Here is a 22,083-nt window from a genome sequence, read left to right as displayed (position 1 = left end):
AATTAGAATTGTTATTTCATGAAGATGCAAAAGAGCTTGTTAAGCTATACAATAGCATGGGAGTAGATGAATATTTAAAAAAACAAGATATTGATATTTTTCATTATACGTCCCCGTCTGTTTTAAATAGTATATTAAGTAAAAATCGATTTTGGTTTACTGATAGACAGTATTTAAACGATAAAACAGAAGGTTTATATGTTTTAGATAACTGTATTAATTTAATAGATGAAAATAGTTTCAAAGATGAATTCTATAGATACTTAAGAGAAGAGTGTAAAAATAGAAAGAAAATGCCATCTCGAGGGCGAGGATTTTATGTGTATCAAATATCTTTTTCATATGATGAGGATAATCTTGGTTTATGGAATTATTATACTAGAGGTGAGGGAATTAAGGGATATAATTTAAAATTCAAGTCTAATGATTTATTAAGTAAGCTAAATATAAAACCGAAGTTGCCTTCTGGGAATAGACCGAAACCTTATGGTGGAAAAGTAATCTACAATAAAGAAGAACAGGATAAAATAGTTTATGAGATAATTGATAAATTTAGAACTCATTATGATAAATATGGCAATACAGATAATCTTTTATTTGAATGGTTAGTTGATAAATTACTTATGATTGGTACTTTTTTTAAGCCAGAATGTTTCTCGATTGAAAAAGAGTATAGAATAATTATTGATCTATATATAAATAAAGAAGGTGAATATGATACTATAGCTAATGAATCAGGAATATTTGAAAGGAATGGATATTTAATACCTTATATTGAAGTTGAATTTAATAAATCTTGTTTGCAGGGTATAACAGTTTCACCCACAATGGAGTATGAAGATATCCGTACTAATATTTTAAATGTGACTATAGGAAAATTTGAAAATATTAATCAAGAAACTATAAGGAAATCAAAAATACCATTACGTTATTAATTTAATCAATATTTTTGGGAGGGTATTTCGTTATTAGACAATAAGATAAAATATTAATAATTTTATTATGAAAATTTAGATAAGCATGATTCAAAAAGTAGGTATTCAGGAAAAAATCATCTTAGCGATAGGATCATCTGTTCAGATTGTGGCTCCTTTTTTAGAAGGGCTGTCTGGAGAAAACGTAATGGTGAAAAAGAGCCAGTATGGAGATGTTCCAATAAATTGAAAAATGGCAAAGAGGCATGTCCACATAGTATTACTTTAAAGGAGTCATTGTTGTTAAATGAATTAGGAATAATGGTTAATAGTAAATTAAATTTAAAAGAGAGGACGAAATCAGAATTAGCCAAAGTATTATCGGATTTTGTGAATCCAAAAGATATAAAAACAAGACAGGATCAAATCAATAAAGAACTATTAGAAGTTGATGATAAAATCAAAAAAAATACTAGATAAGGAAATGCTGCTGGTATCTAGAGGCGTTCAAGATGAAAGTCTATTAGAGGAACACTTAGAACAATGCAAGGTGACTAAAAGAAAGCTCAAAAATGAATTGCAAAGTTTGGATGAGAAGTTAGAGTCCATTAAACAAAGTAGACAGAATAAAATATTAACAACGTTAAATCAAGAAGATTTTCAACTAGATGAAATGACTCAAGAAGAAATATCAGTATTTATTACATATAGTTGTTACAAGAGAGAAACTCCAAGTGACAACAATGGATGAACAAATGCAGGAGATAGAACTAAGTAAGGTCAGGTAATGTGATAAATGTAATAAATAGTAATTATTAAGAAGTTATATGTTAGAATATGACTTTTTATTTTGTTAAATAAGATTTGTGTACATAACAATCATATGATATAATGCTCAAAAAGAATAATTACGAAAATTAGATTATATCTTTTAACTTTTTTTCTACATTACATTTAATAAAGATTAAATTAATGCAGTTCGTTCGAGGAGGAAGTGGGTATATATGTTATCCGTTTTACCTCTTCTTTTCTGAGCTATTAAATGATTAATGGTTGAGGTGAAGGTGAAAGGAAAAAGAAAAAGGATTAATTTATAATCCTTTTTTTGTATATAAGAAAGGAGCAAAATAAAATGTTAAAAAATAAACTTGGTATAAATAATTCAGCAGAACTTGCACGCAAAGGAGAACAGATTAGTAAGGCAAAAGCAGTGGATCTATTTGAAAATGAATTACTTAAAACTTTTGAAGTTGGTACTTTTAAAGGCTTGGCACAAATACACCATTATTTATTTAGTGACATTTATGATTTTGCTGGAAAAATAAGAGATGTAAATATTGCTAAAGGTGGATTTCGTTTTGCTCCTGTTATGTATTTAGGGGCAGCTTTAAAAAATATTGATGAGATGCCACAATCTAATTTTGATGAGATAATTGAAAAATATGTAGAAATGAATATAGCACATCCATTTCGTGATGGTAATGTACCATTGAGATACCAACAACAAATAGCGGCATAACAGCAGCAAACAACTTCATATCACATAAATACAGTTAAATAACATATAGAATTAGGAATACTTGAAAAACGGTATTCCTTTTTTATTTCCAGACGTTCAGAAATGAGCGTCTATTTTTTTACCCAAATGAAAGGAGAATCAAAAAATGAATAAGATATTGAAACGATTGCTTACAGGTGTTCTTACTCTCGCAACCGTCTTTACTGCTCTACCCACAACTGCTGTCCATGCTGCGGAAACACAATACTGGACAGAATCGGAGGAACGTGTCGGCATTGTTGAGAAAGTAATGAATGATGGTTCTATCGGCTCTACATTTAATGAGGGGCATATGACCGTTGAGGGCGAGGACGCTTATTGTATCGACATCAACACAGGCTTTAAGAATGGATATAAGACCAGAAGTGACGCAAGTACACGCATGACTGCCGACCAGATAGAGGACGTTGCTTTATCTCTTGAATACGTCAAACAGTACACGAAAAGCCATACAGGATTGAGCAGCCAGCACGCCTACCTTTTAAGACAGCTTGTAGTCTGGCAGAGATTGAGCGTCCATCTTGGGTGGAGCTGTGACAATGTACGAGCTTCCTATGATGAAATCTCAAAATCCGTGCAAGATGAAGTATTCGCCGGAGCGAAAGCCTTTGTAAGAGAAAATAAAGGACGCTATGACTGTTACGGTTATATCTACACTGGTGAGGGGCAGGATTTAGGACAGTTCTTCGCAGAGCTGGCTGTCGGCAATGGCAAGATTCAGAAATCTTCCAGTAATACCACAGTCACAAACGGGAATGACTGCTATTCTCTCTCTGGTGCGACTTATGGTGTCTATTCTGATAAAGGCTGCACGAAATCTGTTGCCATACTTACGACAAATGCCAATGGTAATACGGACACTGTGGAATTAAGAGCTGCGACATACTATGTGAAAGAAACGAAAGCTCCAAAGGGATTCCAGTTAGATAAGAACGTCTATACTATGACGGTCAAGGTTAATGAAACTACGACTTTAAAAGTCAGCGACAAACCAAAAGTCACTGACACTTTGGTTGAGCTTTTCAAGATTGATATGGAAATTTCCAAAGCTACGCCACAGGGTAACGCTTCTTTAGAGGGTGCGGAGTTCGTCTGGAAGTATTATGACGGTTACTATACAAAAGACAATCTTCCATCAGAACCAACACGCACATGGACGACAAAGACAATCGCTGAAAAAGACAGCAACAATGAAGTCCATTACATCACAAGATTAGCCGATTCCTACAAGGTATTGGGTGACAGCTTCTATACACAGAATGGTACTATCTGCTTGCCGCTTGGTACTATCACTGTAGAAGAAAAGACAGCTCCAAACGGTTACTTATTGGAGGGTGCTTATATGCAGGCTGCCGGAAGTTCTGAACAGATAAAAGGTGTCTATGTGGCACAGATTACAGAAGATGGTGAGCTTGCAGCGTTAAGCGGCAGCAACCAGTATTCCGTATTAGACAAGGTTATCCGTGGCGGTGTCAAAATCCAGAAACGTGACCTTGAAACCAAAGATACAAAAGCACAAGGCGGTGCGACTTTGAAAGATACTGCCTTTGAAATCATTTCCTTAAATGATAACGCTGTCTTGGTAAATGGCAAGTTATACAACAAGAATGAAGTCGTCAAAACAATCCATACTGGCGTTGACGGTATCGCTACAACTGCCGCCGATACATTACCATACGGAAAATACCATATTGAGGAAAGCAACGCCCCAGAGGGATATTTGACGGACGGTGCAAAACCGATTGAATTTGAAATCACAGAAGATGGAAAAATCGTGGATTTAACAGATGAAGCACATTCCATCTACAACCAGATTAAGCGTGGAGATATTGAGGGTGTAAAAATCGGTGCTGGCACTCACAAGCGACTTGCGAATGTTCCCTTTAGGATCACAGGCAAGACGACTGGTGAGAGCCATATCATTGTGACAGACGCAAATGGTCAGCTTTCCACTTCCTCTGATTGGGTATCTCATAAGCAGAATACCAACGCCGGAAAGACCAGTGAGGACGGTATCTGGTTCGGTACTTCCACACCAGACGACAGCAAAGGTGCATTGCTCTATGATACTTACACAATCGAAGAATTACGCTGCGATTCCAACAAGGGAATGACGCTAATTCCGGCATTTGATGTAGTGGTGTCAAGAAATAAAGTAGTCGTGGATTTAGGTACGCTTACAGATGAATACGAGCCAGAAATCACTATCCATACGACTGCCACAGATAAGGTGACAGGTGAAAAATCAATCGTTGCTGGAAAGAACGTGACTATCGTTGATACTGTGACTTTAGATGGTTTGACAAAAGGCACAAAATATCAGTTGAAAGGCTGGCAAATGGTGAAGTCTGAAAACGCACAGCTTTTGATTGACGGTCAACCTGTGGAAAGTAATTACACATTCACTGCGAAAAAATCAGAAATGGAAGTTGAGGTTTCCTATACGTTCAATGCTTCTGCTCTTGGCGGAAAAGACCTTGTGACATTCGAGGAATTGTACGACTTATCCAATCCAGAAGAGCCTATCAAAGTGGCAGAACACAAGGACATTGAGGATGAGGGGCAGACCGTGACTATCGAAGAACGAGTGATTGAAATTCATACCAACGCTGTCGACAAAGCCACAGGTGAAAAGATGATTGTTGCTGGTAAAGAGGTAACTGTCATTGATACGGTCACTTTAGATGGCTTGGAAAAAGGTACAACCTATCAGCTCAAAGGCTGGCAGATGGTGAAGTCTGAAAACGCACAGCTTTTGATTGGCGGTGAACCTGTAGAAAGTGACTATACCTTTACTGCAAAAGATTCTAGCATGGAAGTCCAGATTGCCTTTACATTCAATGCCAGTGAGCTTGCAGGAAAAGACCTAGTAACATTCGAGGAATTATACGATTTATCCAATCCAGACGAGCCTACAAAGGTGGCAGAACACAAGGACATTGAGGACGAAGGGCAAACAGTGACGATTACGGAACGTATCATCACTATGCACACAATCGCTACCGATAAGGCAACAGGTGAAAAGACGATTGAAGTAGACGACAAAGTAACTATCGTTGATACGGTCACTTTAGACGGTTTGGAAAAAGGCGTGAAATACACTCTTAAAGGTTGGGAAATGGTGAAGTCTGAAAATGCTGAACTTCTGGCGAATGGTAAACGTGTGGAAAATGACCTTACTTTTACCGCTACTGACACGAAGATGGAAGTTCAGATTGAATTTACATTCAATGCCAGTGAGCTTGCAGGTAAGGAGCTTGTTACTTTTGAAGAATTATATGACGTAACCAATCCAGAAGAGCCTATCAAAGTGGCTGAACATAAGGACATCAAAGATGAGGGGCAGACTGTAACAATCAAAGAGAAACCAGAATCCCCTACCACACCAGATGAACCTAGCACACCAACTAAGGCAAGCACATCACCAAAGACAGGTGACAATACGCCATTTGCCGCATTATTCGCCATGATGGGGATTTCCGCTGCTGGTCTTATCTTTGCATGTTATAAGAGATTCCGCAGAGTAAAAAAGTCTAAATAATACGGGAGGTATCAGCTTATGAAAGCAACGCCCCGTTCACCGCCCATCATAAAAAAGTCAGTCTGTGGCTGACACTATATCTAACTTCTGCTTGATTACGATTTATCTTTCTGAATGGGGATTGTCAAGGGTGCTTTTAGCACAACGCTTGCCCTTGATAATTCACAGGCAGACAGATATTATCTCGACAGCAGAATGACACTAAATAACAAATCAATCAAAATCAGAAAGAAAAGAGGTAAACAATTTATGGAATTAAAACACGTTATCCCAAACATGGAAAAGACATTCGGGAATTTGGAGTTTGCAGGTGAGAATAAGGTGGAACAGCGTAGGATCAACGGACGTATGACGGTCGTTTCCCGTAGCTTCAACCTTTATTCGGATGTACAGAGGGCAGATGATATTATCGTGGTGCTGCCCGCTTCTGCTGGTGAGAAGAACTTTGAATCAGAGGAAAAAGTGAAACTTATCAATCCTAAAATCACCGCAGAGGGTTATAAAATCGGCACAAGAGGATTCACGAACTATATCCTGTCAGCAGACGATATGGTGAAAGCATAAGGAGTTACAGAGATTATGAGATTAGCAAACGGAATCATTATAGACAAGGAAAAGACTTTCGGAGTATTGAAATTCTCTGCATTAAGACGAGAGGTACATATTCAAAATGAGGACGGTACGGTTTCTGAAGAAATTAAAGAACGTACCTACGATTTGAAGTGTAAGGAGCAAGGACGCATGATTCAGGTGAGTATTCCGGCTTCTGTTCCGTTAAAGGAATTTGACTACAACACAGAGGTGGAAATCATCAATCCTGTAGCTGATACGGTGGCAACCGCTACATTTCAAGGTGCAGACGTTGACTGGTATATCAAAGCAGATGATATTGTCTTGAAGAATAAGAACGGTCAGCCAGCCGGAAATAACCACGCTCCCAACAATCCGCAGCAGCCACAGCATAAAAAATAAGGAAAGGATTTAGCCTATGCCACAATTCAATAAACGTGGGAATCGTATCAGAGCCAGTGACAAATCGCTGGTTTTTCGTTTCTCGTCTGGTTCGTTGCTCCTGCTGTTCCTTGCGGTGGTTATGCTGCTGAACCTAAAAACAATCATCACTACGGACTGGAAAGTAATCTCGCTTTTTCAAGATGGCAGTGTCCATCTGACGGTCACACCATATAGGATAATGACTATCGTTTTGGCAGCTTTGGTCTGTGTACTGGCTACCCTTTTCTATCGCAGATTCCAGTATGACAGAGTGAAACAGCTCTTTCACCGTCAAAAGCTGGCTCGTATGCTGTTGGAAAATGGCTGGTATGAATCGGAATCCACACAGGATAGCGGATTCTTCAAGGACTTGCCAGCTACTACTAAAAAAGAGAAAATCACCTATTTTCCAAAACTGTATTACCATATGGAGCATGGACTTTTATATATCCGTACGGAAATTACATTAGGGAAATATCAAGACCAGCTTTTACACTTGGAAAAGAAGCTGGAAACAGGCTTATACTGTGAGCTGGTTTCCAAAGAATTGAAAGACAGCTATGTGGAATATGTGCTGCTCTATGATACGATTGCGAACAGAATCACTATCAATGAGGTACAGGCTGAACATGGCAGCTTGCGTCTGATGAAAAATGTCTGGTGGGAGTATGACAAGCTCCCACATATGCTAATTGCTGGCGGCACTGGTGGTGGTAAAACCTACTTTATCCTTACTATCATTGAAGCTCTGCTCCGCAGCAATGCGGTCATGTATATTTTAGACCCAAAGAACGCCGACCTTGCGGATTTGTCCGTTGTCATGCCGGAAGTCTGGTACAAGAAAGACGATATAACCGCCTGTATTGACAGGTTCTATGACGGTATGATGGCAAGAAGTGAAGCAATGAAGCTCATGGAGAATTACAGGACAGGTGAAAACTATGCCTATTTAGGACTATCGCCCCACTTCCTTATTTTTGATGAATATGTGGCGTTCATGGAAATGCTCACCACAAAGGAAAATGCTGCTGTCCTTAACAAGCTGAAACAGATAGTCATGCTCGGACGACAGGCAGGATATTTTCTCATTCTCGCCTGTCAGCGTCCAGACGCAAAGTATCTCGGTGATGGAATCCGTGACCAGTTCAATTTCCGTGTGGCTCTTGGGCGTATGTCGGAGCTTGGGTACAGTATGATGTTCGGTGAAGTAGACAAGGACTTTTTCTTGAAGCAGATTAAAGGGCGTGGCTATGTTGATACGGGAAACAGTGTCATATCCGAGTTTTACACTCCCCTTGTACCCAAAGGACATGACTTTTTAAAAGAGATAGGAAGATTGTCACAAAACAGGCAGGACGGACAGGCGGCGTGCGAAGCGAAAGACGCAGGTACGGACTAGCCTGTGTTGGGGTGGCGTAAGCCGCCCCAACCATCTGCCCCCGTTATCTAACAGGGGGGCACAAATTATCTGGAAACAGTCAATTACATATCAAAAAGTCCTTGAAAACAGAGGACTTTTCAAACATTCAAAGAAGTGTGACAAAATCGGTAACTGTCACATTTCTTTTTCGATTGGAGGGATTGAAACTGAATGATACCGATTGGATAAACGATTTTAAGGAAAAACGGACGCAGTACGGCGTTTCCCAGAATCGTCTTGCGGTCATGGCTGGTATCAGTCGTGAGTATGTCAGCAGGATTGAATCTGGAAAAGTAGCCTTGACAGAAGAAATCAAGGGGAAATTCACGGACGCTCTGGAAAAGCTGAATCCAGAGAATCCGTTGGAAATGGTCTTGGATTACGTCAGAATCCGATTCCCCACACAGGACGTTCGGCACGTTGTTGAAGATATTCTGCAATTAAAGCTGGATGTAATGATACATGAGGACTACGGATTCTACTCCTATGCGGAACATTATGTGCTTGGTGATGTGTTCGTGCTGACATCACCCGATAAAGAGAAAGGCACACTGCTGGAGCTGAAAGGCAAAGGCTGTCGGCAGATGGAAAGTTATCTGCTGGCACAGCATAGGAGCTGGTATGACTTTCTCATGGACGCTCTGGTGGAAGGAGGTGTGATGAAACGTCTTGACCTTGCCATCAACGATATGGCAGGAATCTTGGATATTCCAGAGCTGACAGAGAAATGCAACCGTGAAGAATGTATTTCCGTATTCCGCAGCTTCAAGAGCTACCGCAGCGGTGAGCTGGTGAGAAGCAATGAACAGGACAGATACGGAATGGGAAATACGCTTTATATCGGTTCGCTCAAATCAGAGGTTTATTTCTGTATCTATGAAAAGGACTATGAGCAGTATGTGAAATACGATATACCCATTGAAGATACGAAAATCAAGAACCGTTTTGAAATCCGGCTGAAAAATGAGCGAGCCTATTATGCGGTGCGTGACCTGCTGACCTACCATGACGCAGAGCGTACCGCTTTTGACATTATCAACCGTTATATGCGGTTCGCTGACAAGGAGGTGGAGAAAAGACGCAGCGAATGGCAGACCAATGAGAAATGGGCGTACTTTATCGGCTCTGATCGTGGGCGTTTGAAACTGACGACCAAACCAGAGCCTTATACGCTCACTCGGACGCTCAACTGGATAAGCAGACAGGTAGCTCCCACTTGGAAAGTCTTACAGAAGATTGACAGTACCAACGGTACGACTTATCTCAAAGACATTTTAGACCATGCGAAGCTCTCGGAGCGTCACAAAAAGCTGATTGAACAGCAGACAACTTCCACAGAGGAAATGATTACAGAAACGGAGGAATGACAACATGAAGCATATCTTATTTGATTTATTCCTGTTCTCACTTGGAGCAGCCGCAGAAAGAGAAATTGAAATGATGGAAAGGAGCAGAAAATAATGAATTTCGGACAGAACTTATACAACTGGTTTTTATCTAACGCACAGAGTTTGGTACTCATGGCGATTGCGGTTATCGGCGTATATCTCGGATTCAAGCGTGAGTTTTCTAAACTGATTGGATTCTTGGTGATTGCCTTAATCGCTGTCGGCTTGGTATTCAATGCTTCTGGCGTAAAAGACGTACTGTTGCAGTTATTCAATAAGATTATCGGGGCGTAAATTGTATTTATTGTGTAAAAGTAGTATAATTTAAGCAGAATTTGAAAGGAGTGTTTTGTGTGAAAGAAAGTACAAAAGCCTATTTAGTAGATATTTATAACAGTATTCCTAAAAAAACAAAGGCTACTTGCTTAAAATTTTACTATCAATATCACAATGTTAATGTCAATGTATATTTTGACGCATTTGATAATCAAAGTGTAGTATTGAGCATTGTTCTTTCCTCTAAAAAGAAATATTATTATACGCCTTTAAATATTTTGAATACTGGTATGATAACAGAGTATTTGAGTGAAATTCCTCCTCAAATACTTGAAAAGATTTTAGTTGACAATCATTTAGATGATTTCTATGAAAATATGGAAAAACATCTTTTAGAGGACAAACCACATTTTAATTACTATAATGAGGACACATACTTTGTCAACACTATAAAATATGCTAAAAGTAAATTGGATTTACCTTTCTGGTGGTATCTTCGTAAAGTACCTATGTCGGATGATACTCTATATAAATTAAATGCTAGAGCAGATATTACATTTGATATATTAAGAAAAATACAGCAAGAAGGATATACTTTAGTCAGAACACCAGACCCAGAAAAGCGAAAAGAACTTACTTTAATTTTGAAACAAATAGGAATCAAATTATCATAGACAAAGAGCAGTTAATTCTTTTGAGTTAGCTGCTTTTTCTATGCAAATTTTAAGATTGGAGGACAACATGAAAACAGATATATTTGAGGATATGAAAGAGCGTGTCGGCTGTGAAAATATTTCCGACCTTCCCTACCGCAAACGTATGGTGTGGGAAATCATCAAGCAGCACTCACCACTTGATTATCCAAAAGAACAGTTAGAAAAGTTTTCTCATTATGTATTCGGTGTAGATTATGCTGTTATAATGGGAATACTGGATATGATGAAAGGAAGTGACAGACCATGCAGGAAATGCGAATCTACCTGTTAAACAATACAAAACCGTATCGTGAGGGTGACGAAGAATATTCCGGTGCTTGGTTCAACTGCCCTGTGGACTTTGAGGAAGTCCGAGAAAAAATCGGCGTGGAACATGAAGAACAGATTGAGATTGCAGACTATGAGCTGCCCTTTGACTTACACAGTGATATGCCACTCTGGGAAATCAACGCCAACTGCCGCATGGTGCTGGAATTGGAGGGTACGCCTATCGGCAATGAAATGAAAGCAATTCAGCAGAAATGGTTTTCCAGCTTCGAGGAATTTATCGACCACAAGGACGAGATACGCTACTATGATGTGGGTGACGGTGCAGCTCTGGCAGAATACCTTATCCGTGAAGAATATGTTTTTGGTGAGATTCCTCACGAACTGTTGAAACATATCGACTATCACTCCTATGGTAGTGAGCTGGAAATGGACGACAGATACTTATTTACCACAAGCGGCGTATTCCGCTATCAGTAAAGGGGTGATGTGGTATCGAAGAAATGCGAATCTATATCGCCAATCTTGGGAAATACAACGAGGGTGAGCTTGTGGGTGCATGGTTTACGCCGCCCGTTGATTATGACGAGATGGCAGAACGTATCGGCTTGAATGACAGATACGAAGAATACGCAATCCATGATTATGAGCTACCCTTTGAGATTGACGAGTACACACCCATTGAGGAAGTCAACCGCCTGTGTGAAATGGTGGAGGACTTACCAGAGGACATACAGGACGAATTATCGGAACTGCTAGGCTATTACAGCAGCTTGGAAGATTTGTGCGAACATGCAGACGATATTATCCATTATCCCGATTGTGACGATATGACAGACGTTGCCTATTACTTCATAGATGAATGTCAAAGTCTGGGTGAGATACCAGACAGAATCCGCAGTTACATAGACTATGAAGCCTACGGGCGTGACCTTGATTTAGAGGGGCGTTTTGTCGTCACCAATCATGGCGTGTTTGAATGCTCGTATTAACAATTACAACTGAATATTTTTTATCTGCCAGTGAAATGACACTGGTTATTTTTTTGCAGCAGCCTTGAAACATAGGCTGCTGTTTCCATTTTAGAACAGAAAGGAGCTGTGAAAATTGAAGAAAATCAAAAGCTATACAAGCATATGGAGCGTGGAAAAAGTCATTTATGCAATCAACGACTTTCAGCTCCCGTTCCCGCTCACATTCAGTCAGATGGCTTGGTTCGTGGTGTCGCTGTTTGTGGTGATTCTCTTTGGGGAGCTGCCGCCCTTTAACATGATTGACGGTGCATTTCTCAAATACTTTGGAATCCCTGTGGCGTTCACTTGGTTTGTATCGCAAAAGACCTTTGACGGAAAAAAGCCTTTTGGATTCCTAAAATCCTGTGTGAGCTTTTTCCTCCGACCAAAAGTGACCTATGCAGGAAAAGCTATCAAACTGAAAAATCAGAAATTCAATACAAGCGTGACCGCAGTTAGGAGTGTGATGTATGTTCCCGATTAAGTACATAGAAAACAATCTGGTGTTCAACCATGACGGTGAGTGCTTTGCCTACTATGAGCTGACACCTTACAATTATTCGTTCCTGTCACCAGAAGAAAAATACATGGTGCATGACAACTTCCGTCAGCTTATCGCCCAGAACCGTGACGGAAAAATCCATGCCCTACAGATTGCCACAGAGGACAGCCTGCGTGCAGTACAGGAGCGTTCCAAAAAGGGAATCACAGGCAGATTAAAAGAGATTGCCTGTAAAAAGGTAGATGAACAGACAGAAGCGTTGGTTGAGATGATTGGTGAAAATCAGATTGACTACCGCTTTTTTCTTGGCTTCAAGCTGCTGGTAAATGAGGAAGAAATCAGCTTCAAGGGTATGCGAAAATCAGCAGCTATGACCTTTGCGGATTTTATCTATGAAGTCAATCACAAGCTGATGGGTGACTTCGTTTCCATGAGTAATGATGAAATCAACCGTTTCCTAAAGATGGAAAAACTCTTGGAAAGCAAAATCTCACGCCGCTTTCAGTTCCGCAGACTAGATAAGAACGACTTCGGCTACCTCTTGGAACATATCTACGGGAATACCGGCGTTGCCTACAGTGATTACAGTTATGACCTCCCGATAAGAAAGTCAAAGCGTGAAACACTGGTGAAGCGATATGACCTTATCCGTCCGACACGCTGCATGATTGAAGAAAACCAGCGATACCTAAAGATTGAGCGTGAAGATCAGACAACTTTTGTTGCCTACTTCACGATTAACAATATCGTGGGTGAGCTGGATTTTCCGTCAAGCGAGATATTTTATTATCAGCAACAGCAATTCACGTTCCCCGTTTCCACTTCTATGAATGTGGAAATCGTCACCAACAAAAAGGCTCTGACGACTGTTAGGAACAAAAAGAAAGAGCTGAAAGACTTGGATAATCATGCTTGGGAATCCAACAACGAAACAGGAAATAACGTCATTGAAGCTCTGGATTCAGTCAATGAGCTGGAAACGAACTTAGACCAGTCCAAAGAATCCATGTATAAGCTGTCCTACGTTATCCGTGTGGCGGCTAATACTCTGGAAGAACTGAAACGCCGCTGTGATGAAGTCAAGGACTTCTACGACGATTTGAATGTGAAGCTGGTACGCCCATTCGGTGATATGTTGGGGTTGCATGGTGAGTTTATCCCGTCCAGCAAAAGATATATCAATGATTATATCCAATACGTCACTTCTGACTTTCTGGCTGGACTTGGATTCGGTGCGACACAGCAGCTTGGGGAAACGGACGGTATCTATATCGGCTATAACCTTGATACAGGAAAAAATGTATATCTGAAACCCAGCCTTGCGGCACAGGGCGTTAAGGGTTCCGTCACCAATGCGTTAGCTGCCGCTTTTCTTGGTTCTCTTGGCGGTGGCAAGTCATTTTGTAACAACCTTATCATCTATTATGCGGTGCTGTTTGGAGGAAAAGCGGTCATTGTAGACCCTAAATCAGAGCGTGGCAACTGGCAGGAAACACTACCCGATATTGCACATGAAATCAAAATCGTCAACCTTACCAGCGAGAATAAGAACAAAGGACTTCTTGACCCTTATGTGATTATGAAGCGTACAAAAGACGCTGAAAGCCTTGCGATTGATATTTTAACATTCCTTACAGGTATTTCTTCCCGTGACGGTGAGAAGTTCCCTGTATTAAGGCGTGCAATCCGTTCTGTTACCCAGAGCAAAAAAAGAGGACTGCTCCGTGTCATTGATGAACTCCGCAAAGATGGTTCACTCGTGGCAGAGAATATCGCAGACCATATTGAGAGCATGACGGACTATGATTTTGCACACCTGTTATTCTCGGACGGTGATGTGGAACAATCCATCAGTTTAGACCGACAGCTTAACATCATACAGGTGGCTGACCTTGTATTGCCAGACAAGGACACAAAATTTGAAGAATATACCACAATGGAGCTGCTTTCCGTGGCAATGCTTATCGTTATCAGTACCTTTGCCTTAGATTTTATCCATTCGGATAGGAGCATTTTCAAGATGGTGGATTTGGACGAAGCGTGGACGTTCTTGCAGGTAGCACAGGGAAAAGCACTCTCTAACAAGCTGATTCGTGCTGGTCGTTCCATGAATGCCGCTGTGTACTTTGTGACACAAAACTCTGGTGATGTGGACGACGAAAAGATGAAGAACAATATCGGCTTGAAGTTTGCCTTTCGTAGCACAGATATAAAAGAAATCAAAAATACCCTTGAATTTTTTGGTGTGGATAAGGAGGACGAGGGCAACCAGAAACGACTTAGGGATTTGGAAAACGGACAATGCCTGTTTCAAGATTTGTATGGGCGTGTGGGCGTTATCCAGATTCACCCTGTATTCTCTGACCTGTTCCATGCCTTTGATACCAGACCGCCAGTACAGACGGAAGAAATGAGGTGAAGCCTATGGACAAGAGAAAAATAGTCCGTTATCTGCTTATCACGCTTTCGGTGATTCTCGGTGTGCTGGTATTTTTATCTATCACGGGTACGGTAGCTCATGCGGCTGGTCTGGTAGACAATACGGTGAGTGACGCTAACACCTATTCCAAATATCCGCTGGAAAACTACCAGCTTGATTTCTATGTGGATTCAAGTTGGGATTGGCTGCCGTGGAACTGGCTTGACGGTATCGGCAAAAGTATTCAGTACGGACTATATGCCATCACAAACTTTGTCTGGACGGTGAGCTTATACATTTCCAATGCGACAGGCTATGTAGTACAGGAAGCCTATAAGCTGGACTTTATCTCTGATACTGCAAGCTCTATCGGAAAGAACATTCAGACATTAGCTGGTGTGACTTCCAATGGCTTTTCCAGTGAGGGATTTTATGTAGGATTCCTGCTTATCCTCATTCTGGTAATGGGAATCTATGTGGCATACACAGGACTGTTAAAAAGAGAAACCACAAAAGCCATTCATGCGGTTATCAACTTTCTTGTGGTATTTATTCTGTCAGCGTCCTTTATTGCCTATGCCCCAAACTATATCAGCAAAATCAATGACTTTTCCGCAGATATAAGCAGCTCGGCATTATCGCTCGGTACAAAAATCGTGCTGCCCGATTCCAACAGCAAAGGAAAAGACAGCGTAGATTTAATAAGAGACAGCCTGTTTTCCATACAGGTGAAACAACCGTGGCTGCTTTTACAGTACGGGGAATCGGATATAGAAACGCTCGGTTCTGACCGTGTGGAAAGCCTGTTATCGGAAAGTCCAGACACGGACGACAGAGAGGACGTTGTGATTGAGGAAATCGAGGATAAGGACAATGACTATTTGAGCGTCACAAAGACCATGACCCGTTTAGGTATGGTAGTGTTCCTGTTTATCTTCAATATTGGTATCTCGGCATTTGTCTTTCTGCTTACCGGCATGATGATTTTCTCGCAGGTGCTATTCATCATTTACGCCATGTTCCTGCCGATTAGTTTTATCCTCTCCATGATACCGACTTATGAGGGCATGGCAAAAAAGGCTCTTACGAAGCTGTTCAATACCATTATGATGAGAGCCGGAATCACACTGATTATTACCACAGCCTTTAGTATCTCGACTATGTTTTATTCCATTTCCTCCGGCTATCCGTTTTTCATGGTGGCATTTCTACAGATAGTCACCTTTGCCGGAATCTATTTTAAATTAGGTGACTTGATGGCAATGTTCAGCCTGCAATCCTCCGATACACAGCAAGTCAGCAGACGAATCATGCGACACCCGTATATGTTCCTCAACCGCAGGGCAAGACGCTTGGAGCGTAAAATCGGTAGGACAATGGCGGCTGGTGCTGCTGGTGGTGTAGCTGGTGCTGCGGCGGCTTCTGCTTCTACAAAAAAGGCAGACAATACCAAACAGACAGGTAATACGCATACCAGAGCAAATCACAATACTTCTGCTTCTTCCAGTGGAGGTAACAGCAAGCCGCCAGCTCTGCCGGATTCCAAATCACAGAAGCCGCTTGCATTGCCGGATAAGAAAAGTCAGACGGATTCCTCACAGACCGTACATAGTTCACAAAGCAATACACAGGAATCACAGTCTACCTCAAAGCGTGGAATTGTGGATAAAAAATCGGTATCGAAACAGCCGCAGTCAGACAAAAAGAATCCGCAGCGTCCGATTGTGGATAAGGAGCGACAAATCAACGGATCAGCGACAAAGAGAGCTGCCCCGGTGCATGAGCGACCAGCCACAACGCCTGTTCCTCTAAAATCGGATTCACAGGCGGCAGCTTTAAAGCCGGAGCAGAATGTCAAAGAGCGTCCTGTCACAGTGACAAAGGAGCAGCCGCAATCAAGCAAGAGTAAGGAGCCTGTGACAAAATCACAGGAGAATGTAAGAACACAGGTTGTCAGAGAATCCCGTCCGGCAGATAAACAGGCTTCATCAGCAGTAAATAAACATTCACAAGCTACCACAGATATTTCAAGGCAAACGGTACAACGTCAGAAGCAGACAAAGACGGTTCAGAAAAAGACCACAAATCAATCAACAATGAAGAAATCTACAAGTAAGAAAGGCGGCAAGAAATGAAGTTAAGGCATTTTGCTGTGTTCGGTGGGATTTTCACAGTGATTATCTGTCTGCTTCTGTTTCTGTTTATCGTGACCTCAGATGATGAAGAAAGTGGTTCTTCCAGTCTTGATTTTTCTGGACTGAACCTATCAGCGGAAGTATTGAAACATCAGTCTACGGTAGAAAAGTATGCAAAGGAATACAGAATCTCTGACTATGTGAACTATCTGCTTGCGATTATGCAGGTGGAATCCGGCGGCACTGGCACGACAGACGTTATGCAAGCCAGTGAATCTTTAGGATTACCGCTTAACTCCCTATCCGTGGAGGATTCCATCAAACAGGGGTGTAAATACTTCTCGGAGCTTTTGAAATCCGCAGAAGCAAAAGACTGTGACATCAACACAGTGGTACAGTCCTATAACTATGGTGGCGGCTTCATTGATTATGTAGCAAAACACGGAAAGAAGTACACCTTTGAGCTGGCGGTCAGCTTCGCAAAGGGTAAATCCGGCGGTGTCAAAGTCACCTATAAGAATGACATTTCCATAAAAGAAAATGGCGGCTGGCGTTACAAGTACGGGAATATGTTCTATGTAAAATTAGTCAGCCAGTATTTGGCTGTGCCTAGTTTCAGTGACGCTACCGCACAGGCAATCTTCAATGAAGCGTTGAAGTATCAAGGCTGGAAGTATGTGTATGGCGGCAGCAATCCCAACACTTCTTTTGACTGTTCGGGATTGGTTCAGTGGTGCTACGGAAAGGCTGGTATCAGCTTACCCCGTACCGCACAGGCACAGTATGACGCTACGCAGCACATACCGCTGTCACAGGCAAAAGCTGGTGATTTGGTATTCTTCCACTCAACCTATAACGCTGGAACATACGTCACTCATGTAGGAATCTATGCTGGAAACAACAGAATGTATCATGCTGGCGATCCTATCGGATATGCAGATTTAACAAGCTCGTACTGGCAGCAACACTTGATTGGTGCCGGACGGGTGAAAACCAATTAGAAAGGAATGGTGCTATGCTATTTAAGAAAAAGGATAAGGAATCGAAACCAAAGAAAGAGAAAAAAGTGCCTGTGATGAAAGTCGGCACACACAAGAAAACCGTGATTGCCTTATGGCTGGTGCTGATTGCAAGCGTCAGCTTTGGGGTGTATAAGAATTTCACCGCCATTGATATGCACACGGTACATGAGAAAGAAGTCATTGAGCAACGTATCGTTGATACCAACAAGATAGAGAACTTTGTAAAAGCCTTTGCGAAGTCCTACTATTCTTGGAGCAATACGCAGGAATCCATTGAGAAACGAACCGCAGCCATCAACCAATATCTGACAAAGAGCTTGCAGGATTTGAATGTTGATACGGTACGACAGGATATACCCACAAGCTCTACGGTGACGGACGTTAAGATTTGGGAGGTTGAAGCGGCTGGAACGGACGACTTTACCGTTGTCTACTCGGTAGATCAGACGGTAACAGAGGGAGAGACTTCTATCGGTTACACTTCCGCTTATATGGTGGTGGTTCATGTAGATGGTGACGGAAACATGGTTATCACGCAGAATCCGACCATCAGCAGCATACCGACAAAATCCAGCTATGAACCAAAAGTCAAGGAATCGGACGGAACGGTGGACGCTGCCACTATGGAGGAAGTAACAGAGTTCTTGGAAACATTCTTTAAGCTCTATCCTACCGCAACAGAAAAAGAACTTGCCTACTATGTATCGGGGAATGTGCTGGAACCTGTAAACTGTGAGTATGTGTTCTCGGAGCTGGTAAATCCAATCTTCACACAGGACGGTGAACAAGTGAAAGTATCGGTATCGGTAAAATATCTCGACCAAAGGACAAAAGCAACGCAAATTTCACATTTTGACTTAACGCTGGAAAAAGATAGTAACTGGAAGATTGTAAAATAACATGAAGAAAAGCGTGCATTTCCACATAAATCGGATTTGCACGCTTATGTTTTTATTGTTTTGGGATAAAAAATACAGTATGATAATAGTTAGATGTTGCTAATCGACATATGGAGGTACATAATGTGAGTTCTACATTTAATAAAGACTGGTACAGTGATAAGGCAAAAATTATCAAGCAAGATGAAAATTTTATGATTATAGATTATGGGTGTCAAGGGAAAGGAATTGTTACAAGTTACACGCTTTTTGATGGTATTCAACTCTCTTTTTTGGACTTTGATACAGACATAAGTATGCCTTCTCAAAAATTCAATCCTAATATTATTTCAATTACACATTGTCGCTCTGGACGCTATGAATGTGAGTATGCCAATCATACAGTTTCGTATTTACCAGAGGGATATTTTAGTGTGACTGGAACACAACATTTACCAGTTTCTTTCTCGTTTCCATTAAAAAAATATTATGGACTTAGCCTTGTGATTGATAAACAATCCTTATCAGAAGAAATCAAAAAAATGATGGAAACTATTCCGCTTAACCTTGATAAAATTGGTTCAACATTAGGGATTGAGAATAATGGATATTTAAGTTCCACTCCACCTAAATTACATCATTTATTTTCTGAATTATATGAAGCACTTAACATAGAACAATTAGGATATTTCAAAATTAAAGCAATTGAATTACTTTACCATATAGACCAGCTAACTAAAAATCATGGCTGTGATTTCAAATATTATGATAAACGTCAGATTCAAGCTACTAAAGAAATTCAAACATATATGATAACTCATTTAGATGAACGAGTATCGTTAGAACAACTCGCCTTTCGGAATCAAATTAACTTATCACTGTTTCATAAAATTTTTTTACAGATATATGGTGACACACCATATTCATATTTAAAGAAATATAAGATGAATATTGCAGCACATTGGCTTTTAAATGAAAATATGAAAATTGGAGATATAGCGGTAAGTCTTGGATATAATAATGCTAGTAAATTTGCAATAGCATTTCAATCTGTTTATGGTATTTTACCGAAAGATTACAGAAAACAAAAGTAACACTTTTGGGCTATTTTTACCCAAATATACTAGAGATGGAGTAGAAGAAAAATAGTATTTCCTTTAGAATACGTGGTGTGGTTAGATTAAGCTAACCCACCACGTATTTTATATTTAAGGAGGATTCGTACTATGGCAAACAAAAAGCCAAAACAAAACAAACCCAAAACGGGTTTAGCACGATGTTTAGAATTAGCTTCCAATAAGAAAGGATTAGTATTTTTATCGGCTATACTTTCCTCGTTAGCGGCTATAGCGTCGTTTGTTCCGTATATTGCGGTATATTTTATTATTAGTTCCATTTTAAAAGTCTATCCTAATTTAGAATTGCTGGATATGAGCAAGGTTATGAATTATGGCTGGATAGCTTTAGCTGGTATTATTGCTAATATACTATTATATTTTTTAGCAATTTTCAGTTCTCATATGGCAGCATTTGGAACACTTTATGAATTAAAACTTCACTTCGCAGAACATATTACCAAAATTCCTTTAGGTTATCACTTAACCATAGGTAGTGGTCGTTTAAGAAAAATAATGGACGAAAACATTGAGAGCATTGAGGGTTTCATTGCACATCAATTTCCAGATTTTGTTGCTTCTGTAACTGCGCCTATTGTTATGGTTATTATTCTACTGGCTATTGATTGGCGATTTGGTATTGCTTCATTAGTTGGAATTGTGCTTGCTTTTGTCGTACAATTCAGTGGATTTGGTAGCGGAGCAATGAAAGAAAACATGGGAAAATATCAGATCGCATTGGAAGATATGAACAATGCTTCTGTAGAATATGTTCGTGGTATGCCTGTTGTGAAAGCATTTAATCAAACAGCTTCTTCATTTGCTCGTTTAGAACATGCTATTAAAGAATACACAGAATGGGTTCTAAAGTTCTCTCTAGGTTGGCAAAATTATATGCCAGCGTTTACTACCATCATTAACAATATATATTTGGTTATCGTTCCTGTAGGTATTTTGTTAGGAGCTAATGCACAAGATTATAAGAGCTTTACTATGACATTTATATTTTACTTGCTTTTTGTTCCGGCAATCGCTGGTATTTTAAACAAAATAATGTATATCTCTGAATCATTTATGCAAATTGACGGAAATGTAGCAAGAATGGACGAAATTTTCAATATACCTGTTCTACCACAAACTACCAGTCCTAAAAAAACTCAAAAAGATGATGTTGTGTTTGATAATGTTAGCTTTACATATACAGGAAAAAAAGAAGAAATGGCTATTGAAAATGTATCTTTTAAAGCCAATCAAGGACAAATAACAGCTATTGTTGGCTTATCTGGTGGTGGAAAAAGTACAATTGCAAATTTAATTTCACGCTTTTGGGACGTTACAGAGGGAAGTGTAAAAATCGGCGGTGTTGATATAAGAGATATTTCAGAAAAAGACTTAATGAATCATGTTAGCTTTGTATTTCAAGATATTTTCTTATTCAAGCAGAGTATTTTAGATAATATTCGCATGGGAAATCCAAACGCTACAGAAGAACAAGTCATTGAAGCCGCGAAAGCTGCACAATGCCATGAATTTATTTCAAAACTTCCTAATGGCTACAAAACTGTATTTGGAACAAAAGGTATTCATCTTTCTGGCGGTGAGCGTCAACGTATCGCTATTGCTAGAGCTATTATCAAAGATTCCCCTATTATTGTTCTTGATGAAGCAACTGCATTTAGCGACCCAGAAAATGAGTGTTTAATTCAAAAAGCATTCGAGAAACTTATGCAGAATAAAACAGTTATTATTATTGCTCACCGTTTATCTACGATTCGTAATGCTGACAAAATTATTGTTATGGAAAAAGGTCATCTAGTTGAAGAAGGTAAACATAATGAATTAGTTGCTGCTGGTGGACGTTATTCGCAAATGTGGAACCATTACACAGAAGCGGTTGATTGGAAAATCAGCGGAAAGGCGGTGTAA

General features: G+C 40.2%; 21 protein-coding genes and 1 pseudogene. All 22 read left to right on the top strand.

What is annotated here, in order from left to right; genetic code table 11:
• Positions 1-8 precede the first annotated feature (8 nt).
• The 22 genes and pseudogenes from GQF29_RS07975 (at position 9) to GQF29_RS07875 (ending at position 22,083) form a co-directional block, all read left to right on the top strand.
• Positions 9-935, top strand: a complete 927-nt coding sequence (locus tag GQF29_RS07975; RefSeq protein WP_117769120.1) for a DUF2971 domain-containing protein — start codon at positions 9-11, stop codon at positions 933-935.
• A 132-nt stretch (positions 936-1,067) separates the two neighbouring features.
• Positions 1,068-1,205: pseudogene (locus tag GQF29_RS19045) on the top strand (recombinase zinc ribbon domain-containing protein); the annotation flags it as partial.
• Between the two features lie 9 nt (positions 1,206-1,214).
• Entirely contained in the window at positions 1,215-1,394 is a 180-nt protein-coding gene (locus GQF29_RS18620; protein WP_236916406.1) for a hypothetical protein, read from the top strand.
• Complete coding sequence (locus GQF29_RS07965; RefSeq protein WP_117769122.1) at positions 1,366-1,665, top strand: hypothetical protein; 300 nt, start codon at positions 1,366-1,368, stop codon at positions 1,663-1,665. The genes GQF29_RS18620 and GQF29_RS07965 overlap by 29 nt, the downstream gene beginning before the upstream one ends.
• 381 nt (positions 1,666-2,046) lie before the next feature.
• Positions 2,047-2,433, top strand: coding sequence for a Fic/DOC family protein (locus GQF29_RS07960; protein WP_160340780.1), 387 nt, complete (start codon positions 2,047-2,049; stop codon positions 2,431-2,433).
• Positions 2,434-2,578: 145 nt separating this feature from the next.
• Positions 2,579-6,013 carry a VaFE repeat-containing surface-anchored protein gene (locus GQF29_RS07955; protein WP_160340779.1) on the top strand — a complete coding sequence of 1,145 codons (3,435 nt, stop codon included), beginning with the start codon at positions 2,579-2,581 and terminating at the stop codon, positions 6,011-6,013.
• Between the two features lie 249 nt (positions 6,014-6,262).
• Positions 6,263-6,577: a YdcP family protein gene (locus tag GQF29_RS07950; protein ID WP_005363246.1), complete on the top strand. Its 315-nt coding sequence runs from the start codon at positions 6,263-6,265 to the stop codon at positions 6,575-6,577.
• 15 nt (positions 6,578-6,592) lie between these two features.
• Positions 6,593-6,985: a YdcP family protein gene (locus tag GQF29_RS07945; protein ID WP_009203304.1), complete on the top strand. Its 393-nt coding sequence runs from the start codon at positions 6,593-6,595 to the stop codon at positions 6,983-6,985.
• A 16-nt stretch (positions 6,986-7,001) separates the two neighbouring features.
• Positions 7,002-8,405 (top strand): FtsK/SpoIIIE domain-containing protein, encoded by a 1,404-nt coding sequence (locus tag GQF29_RS07940; protein WP_009203305.1) that lies wholly within the window; start codon positions 7,002-7,004, stop codon positions 8,403-8,405.
• A 182-nt stretch (positions 8,406-8,587) separates the two neighbouring features.
• Entirely contained in the window at positions 8,588-9,793 is a 1,206-nt protein-coding gene (gene mobT, locus GQF29_RS07935) for a MobT family relaxase (RefSeq protein WP_464227765.1), read from the top strand.
• A 93-nt stretch (positions 9,794-9,886) separates the two neighbouring features.
• Positions 9,887-10,108, top strand: a complete 222-nt coding sequence (locus tag GQF29_RS07930; RefSeq protein ID WP_008393067.1) for a hypothetical protein — start codon at positions 9,887-9,889, stop codon at positions 10,106-10,108.
• Positions 10,109-10,167: 59 nt separating this feature from the next.
• Entirely contained in the window at positions 10,168-10,764 is a 597-nt protein-coding gene (locus GQF29_RS07925; protein ID WP_054688755.1) for a hypothetical protein, read from the top strand.
• 67 nt (positions 10,765-10,831) lie between these two features.
• The gene (locus GQF29_RS07920; RefSeq protein WP_015530244.1) at positions 10,832-11,077 is read left to right on the top strand and encodes a hypothetical protein; all 246 of its coding nucleotides are present in this window, start codon (positions 10,832-10,834) and stop codon (positions 11,075-11,077) included.
• Positions 11,050-11,553, top strand: a complete 504-nt coding sequence (locus tag GQF29_RS07915) for an antirestriction protein ArdA (RefSeq protein ID WP_040015660.1) — start codon at positions 11,050-11,052, stop codon at positions 11,551-11,553. Before GQF29_RS07920 ends, GQF29_RS07915 begins: the two co-directional genes overlap by 28 nt.
• A gap of 23 nt (positions 11,554-11,576) precedes the next feature.
• Entirely contained in the window at positions 11,577-12,065 is a 489-nt protein-coding gene (locus tag GQF29_RS07910; RefSeq protein ID WP_008393064.1) for an antirestriction protein ArdA, read from the top strand.
• 115 nt (positions 12,066-12,180) lie between these two features.
• Positions 12,181-12,570 (top strand): conjugal transfer protein, encoded by a 390-nt coding sequence (locus GQF29_RS07905; RefSeq protein ID WP_021865983.1) that lies wholly within the window; start codon positions 12,181-12,183, stop codon positions 12,568-12,570.
• Entirely contained in the window at positions 12,557-15,007 is a 2,451-nt protein-coding gene (tcpF, locus tag GQF29_RS07900) for a conjugal transfer ATPase TcpF (RefSeq protein WP_160340777.1), read from the top strand. The genes GQF29_RS07905 and tcpF overlap by 14 nt, the downstream gene beginning before the upstream one ends.
• A gap of 5 nt (positions 15,008-15,012) precedes the next feature.
• Entirely contained in the window at positions 15,013-17,142 is a 2,130-nt protein-coding gene (locus GQF29_RS07895) for a CD3337/EF1877 family mobilome membrane protein (RefSeq protein ID WP_160340776.1), read from the top strand.
• A complete protein-coding gene (locus GQF29_RS07890; RefSeq protein ID WP_118011477.1) occupies positions 17,139-18,143 on the top strand; it encodes a bifunctional lytic transglycosylase/C40 family peptidase in 1,005 nt (334 codons plus the stop codon). The genes GQF29_RS07895 and GQF29_RS07890 overlap by 4 nt, the downstream gene beginning before the upstream one ends.
• Before the next feature lie 14 nt (positions 18,144-18,157).
• On the top strand, positions 18,158-19,063 hold the full coding sequence (locus GQF29_RS07885) for a conjugal transfer protein (protein WP_160340775.1): 906 nt from the start codon (positions 18,158-18,160) through the stop codon (positions 19,061-19,063).
• A 125-nt stretch (positions 19,064-19,188) separates the two neighbouring features.
• Entirely contained in the window at positions 19,189-20,136 is a 948-nt protein-coding gene (locus tag GQF29_RS07880; RefSeq protein ID WP_008788620.1) for a helix-turn-helix domain-containing protein, read from the top strand.
• Between the two features lie 132 nt (positions 20,137-20,268).
• Entirely contained in the window at positions 20,269-22,083 is a 1,815-nt protein-coding gene (locus GQF29_RS07875) for an ABC transporter ATP-binding protein (RefSeq protein WP_160340774.1), read from the top strand.

Origin of the sequence: Coprobacillus cateniformis, assembly GCF_009767585.1 — a bacterium.
Classification (GTDB): Bacteria; Bacillota_I; Bacilli_A; order Erysipelotrichales; family Coprobacillaceae; genus Coprobacillus; species Coprobacillus cateniformis.
This window is presented reverse-complemented; position numbering and strand designations above follow the sequence as displayed.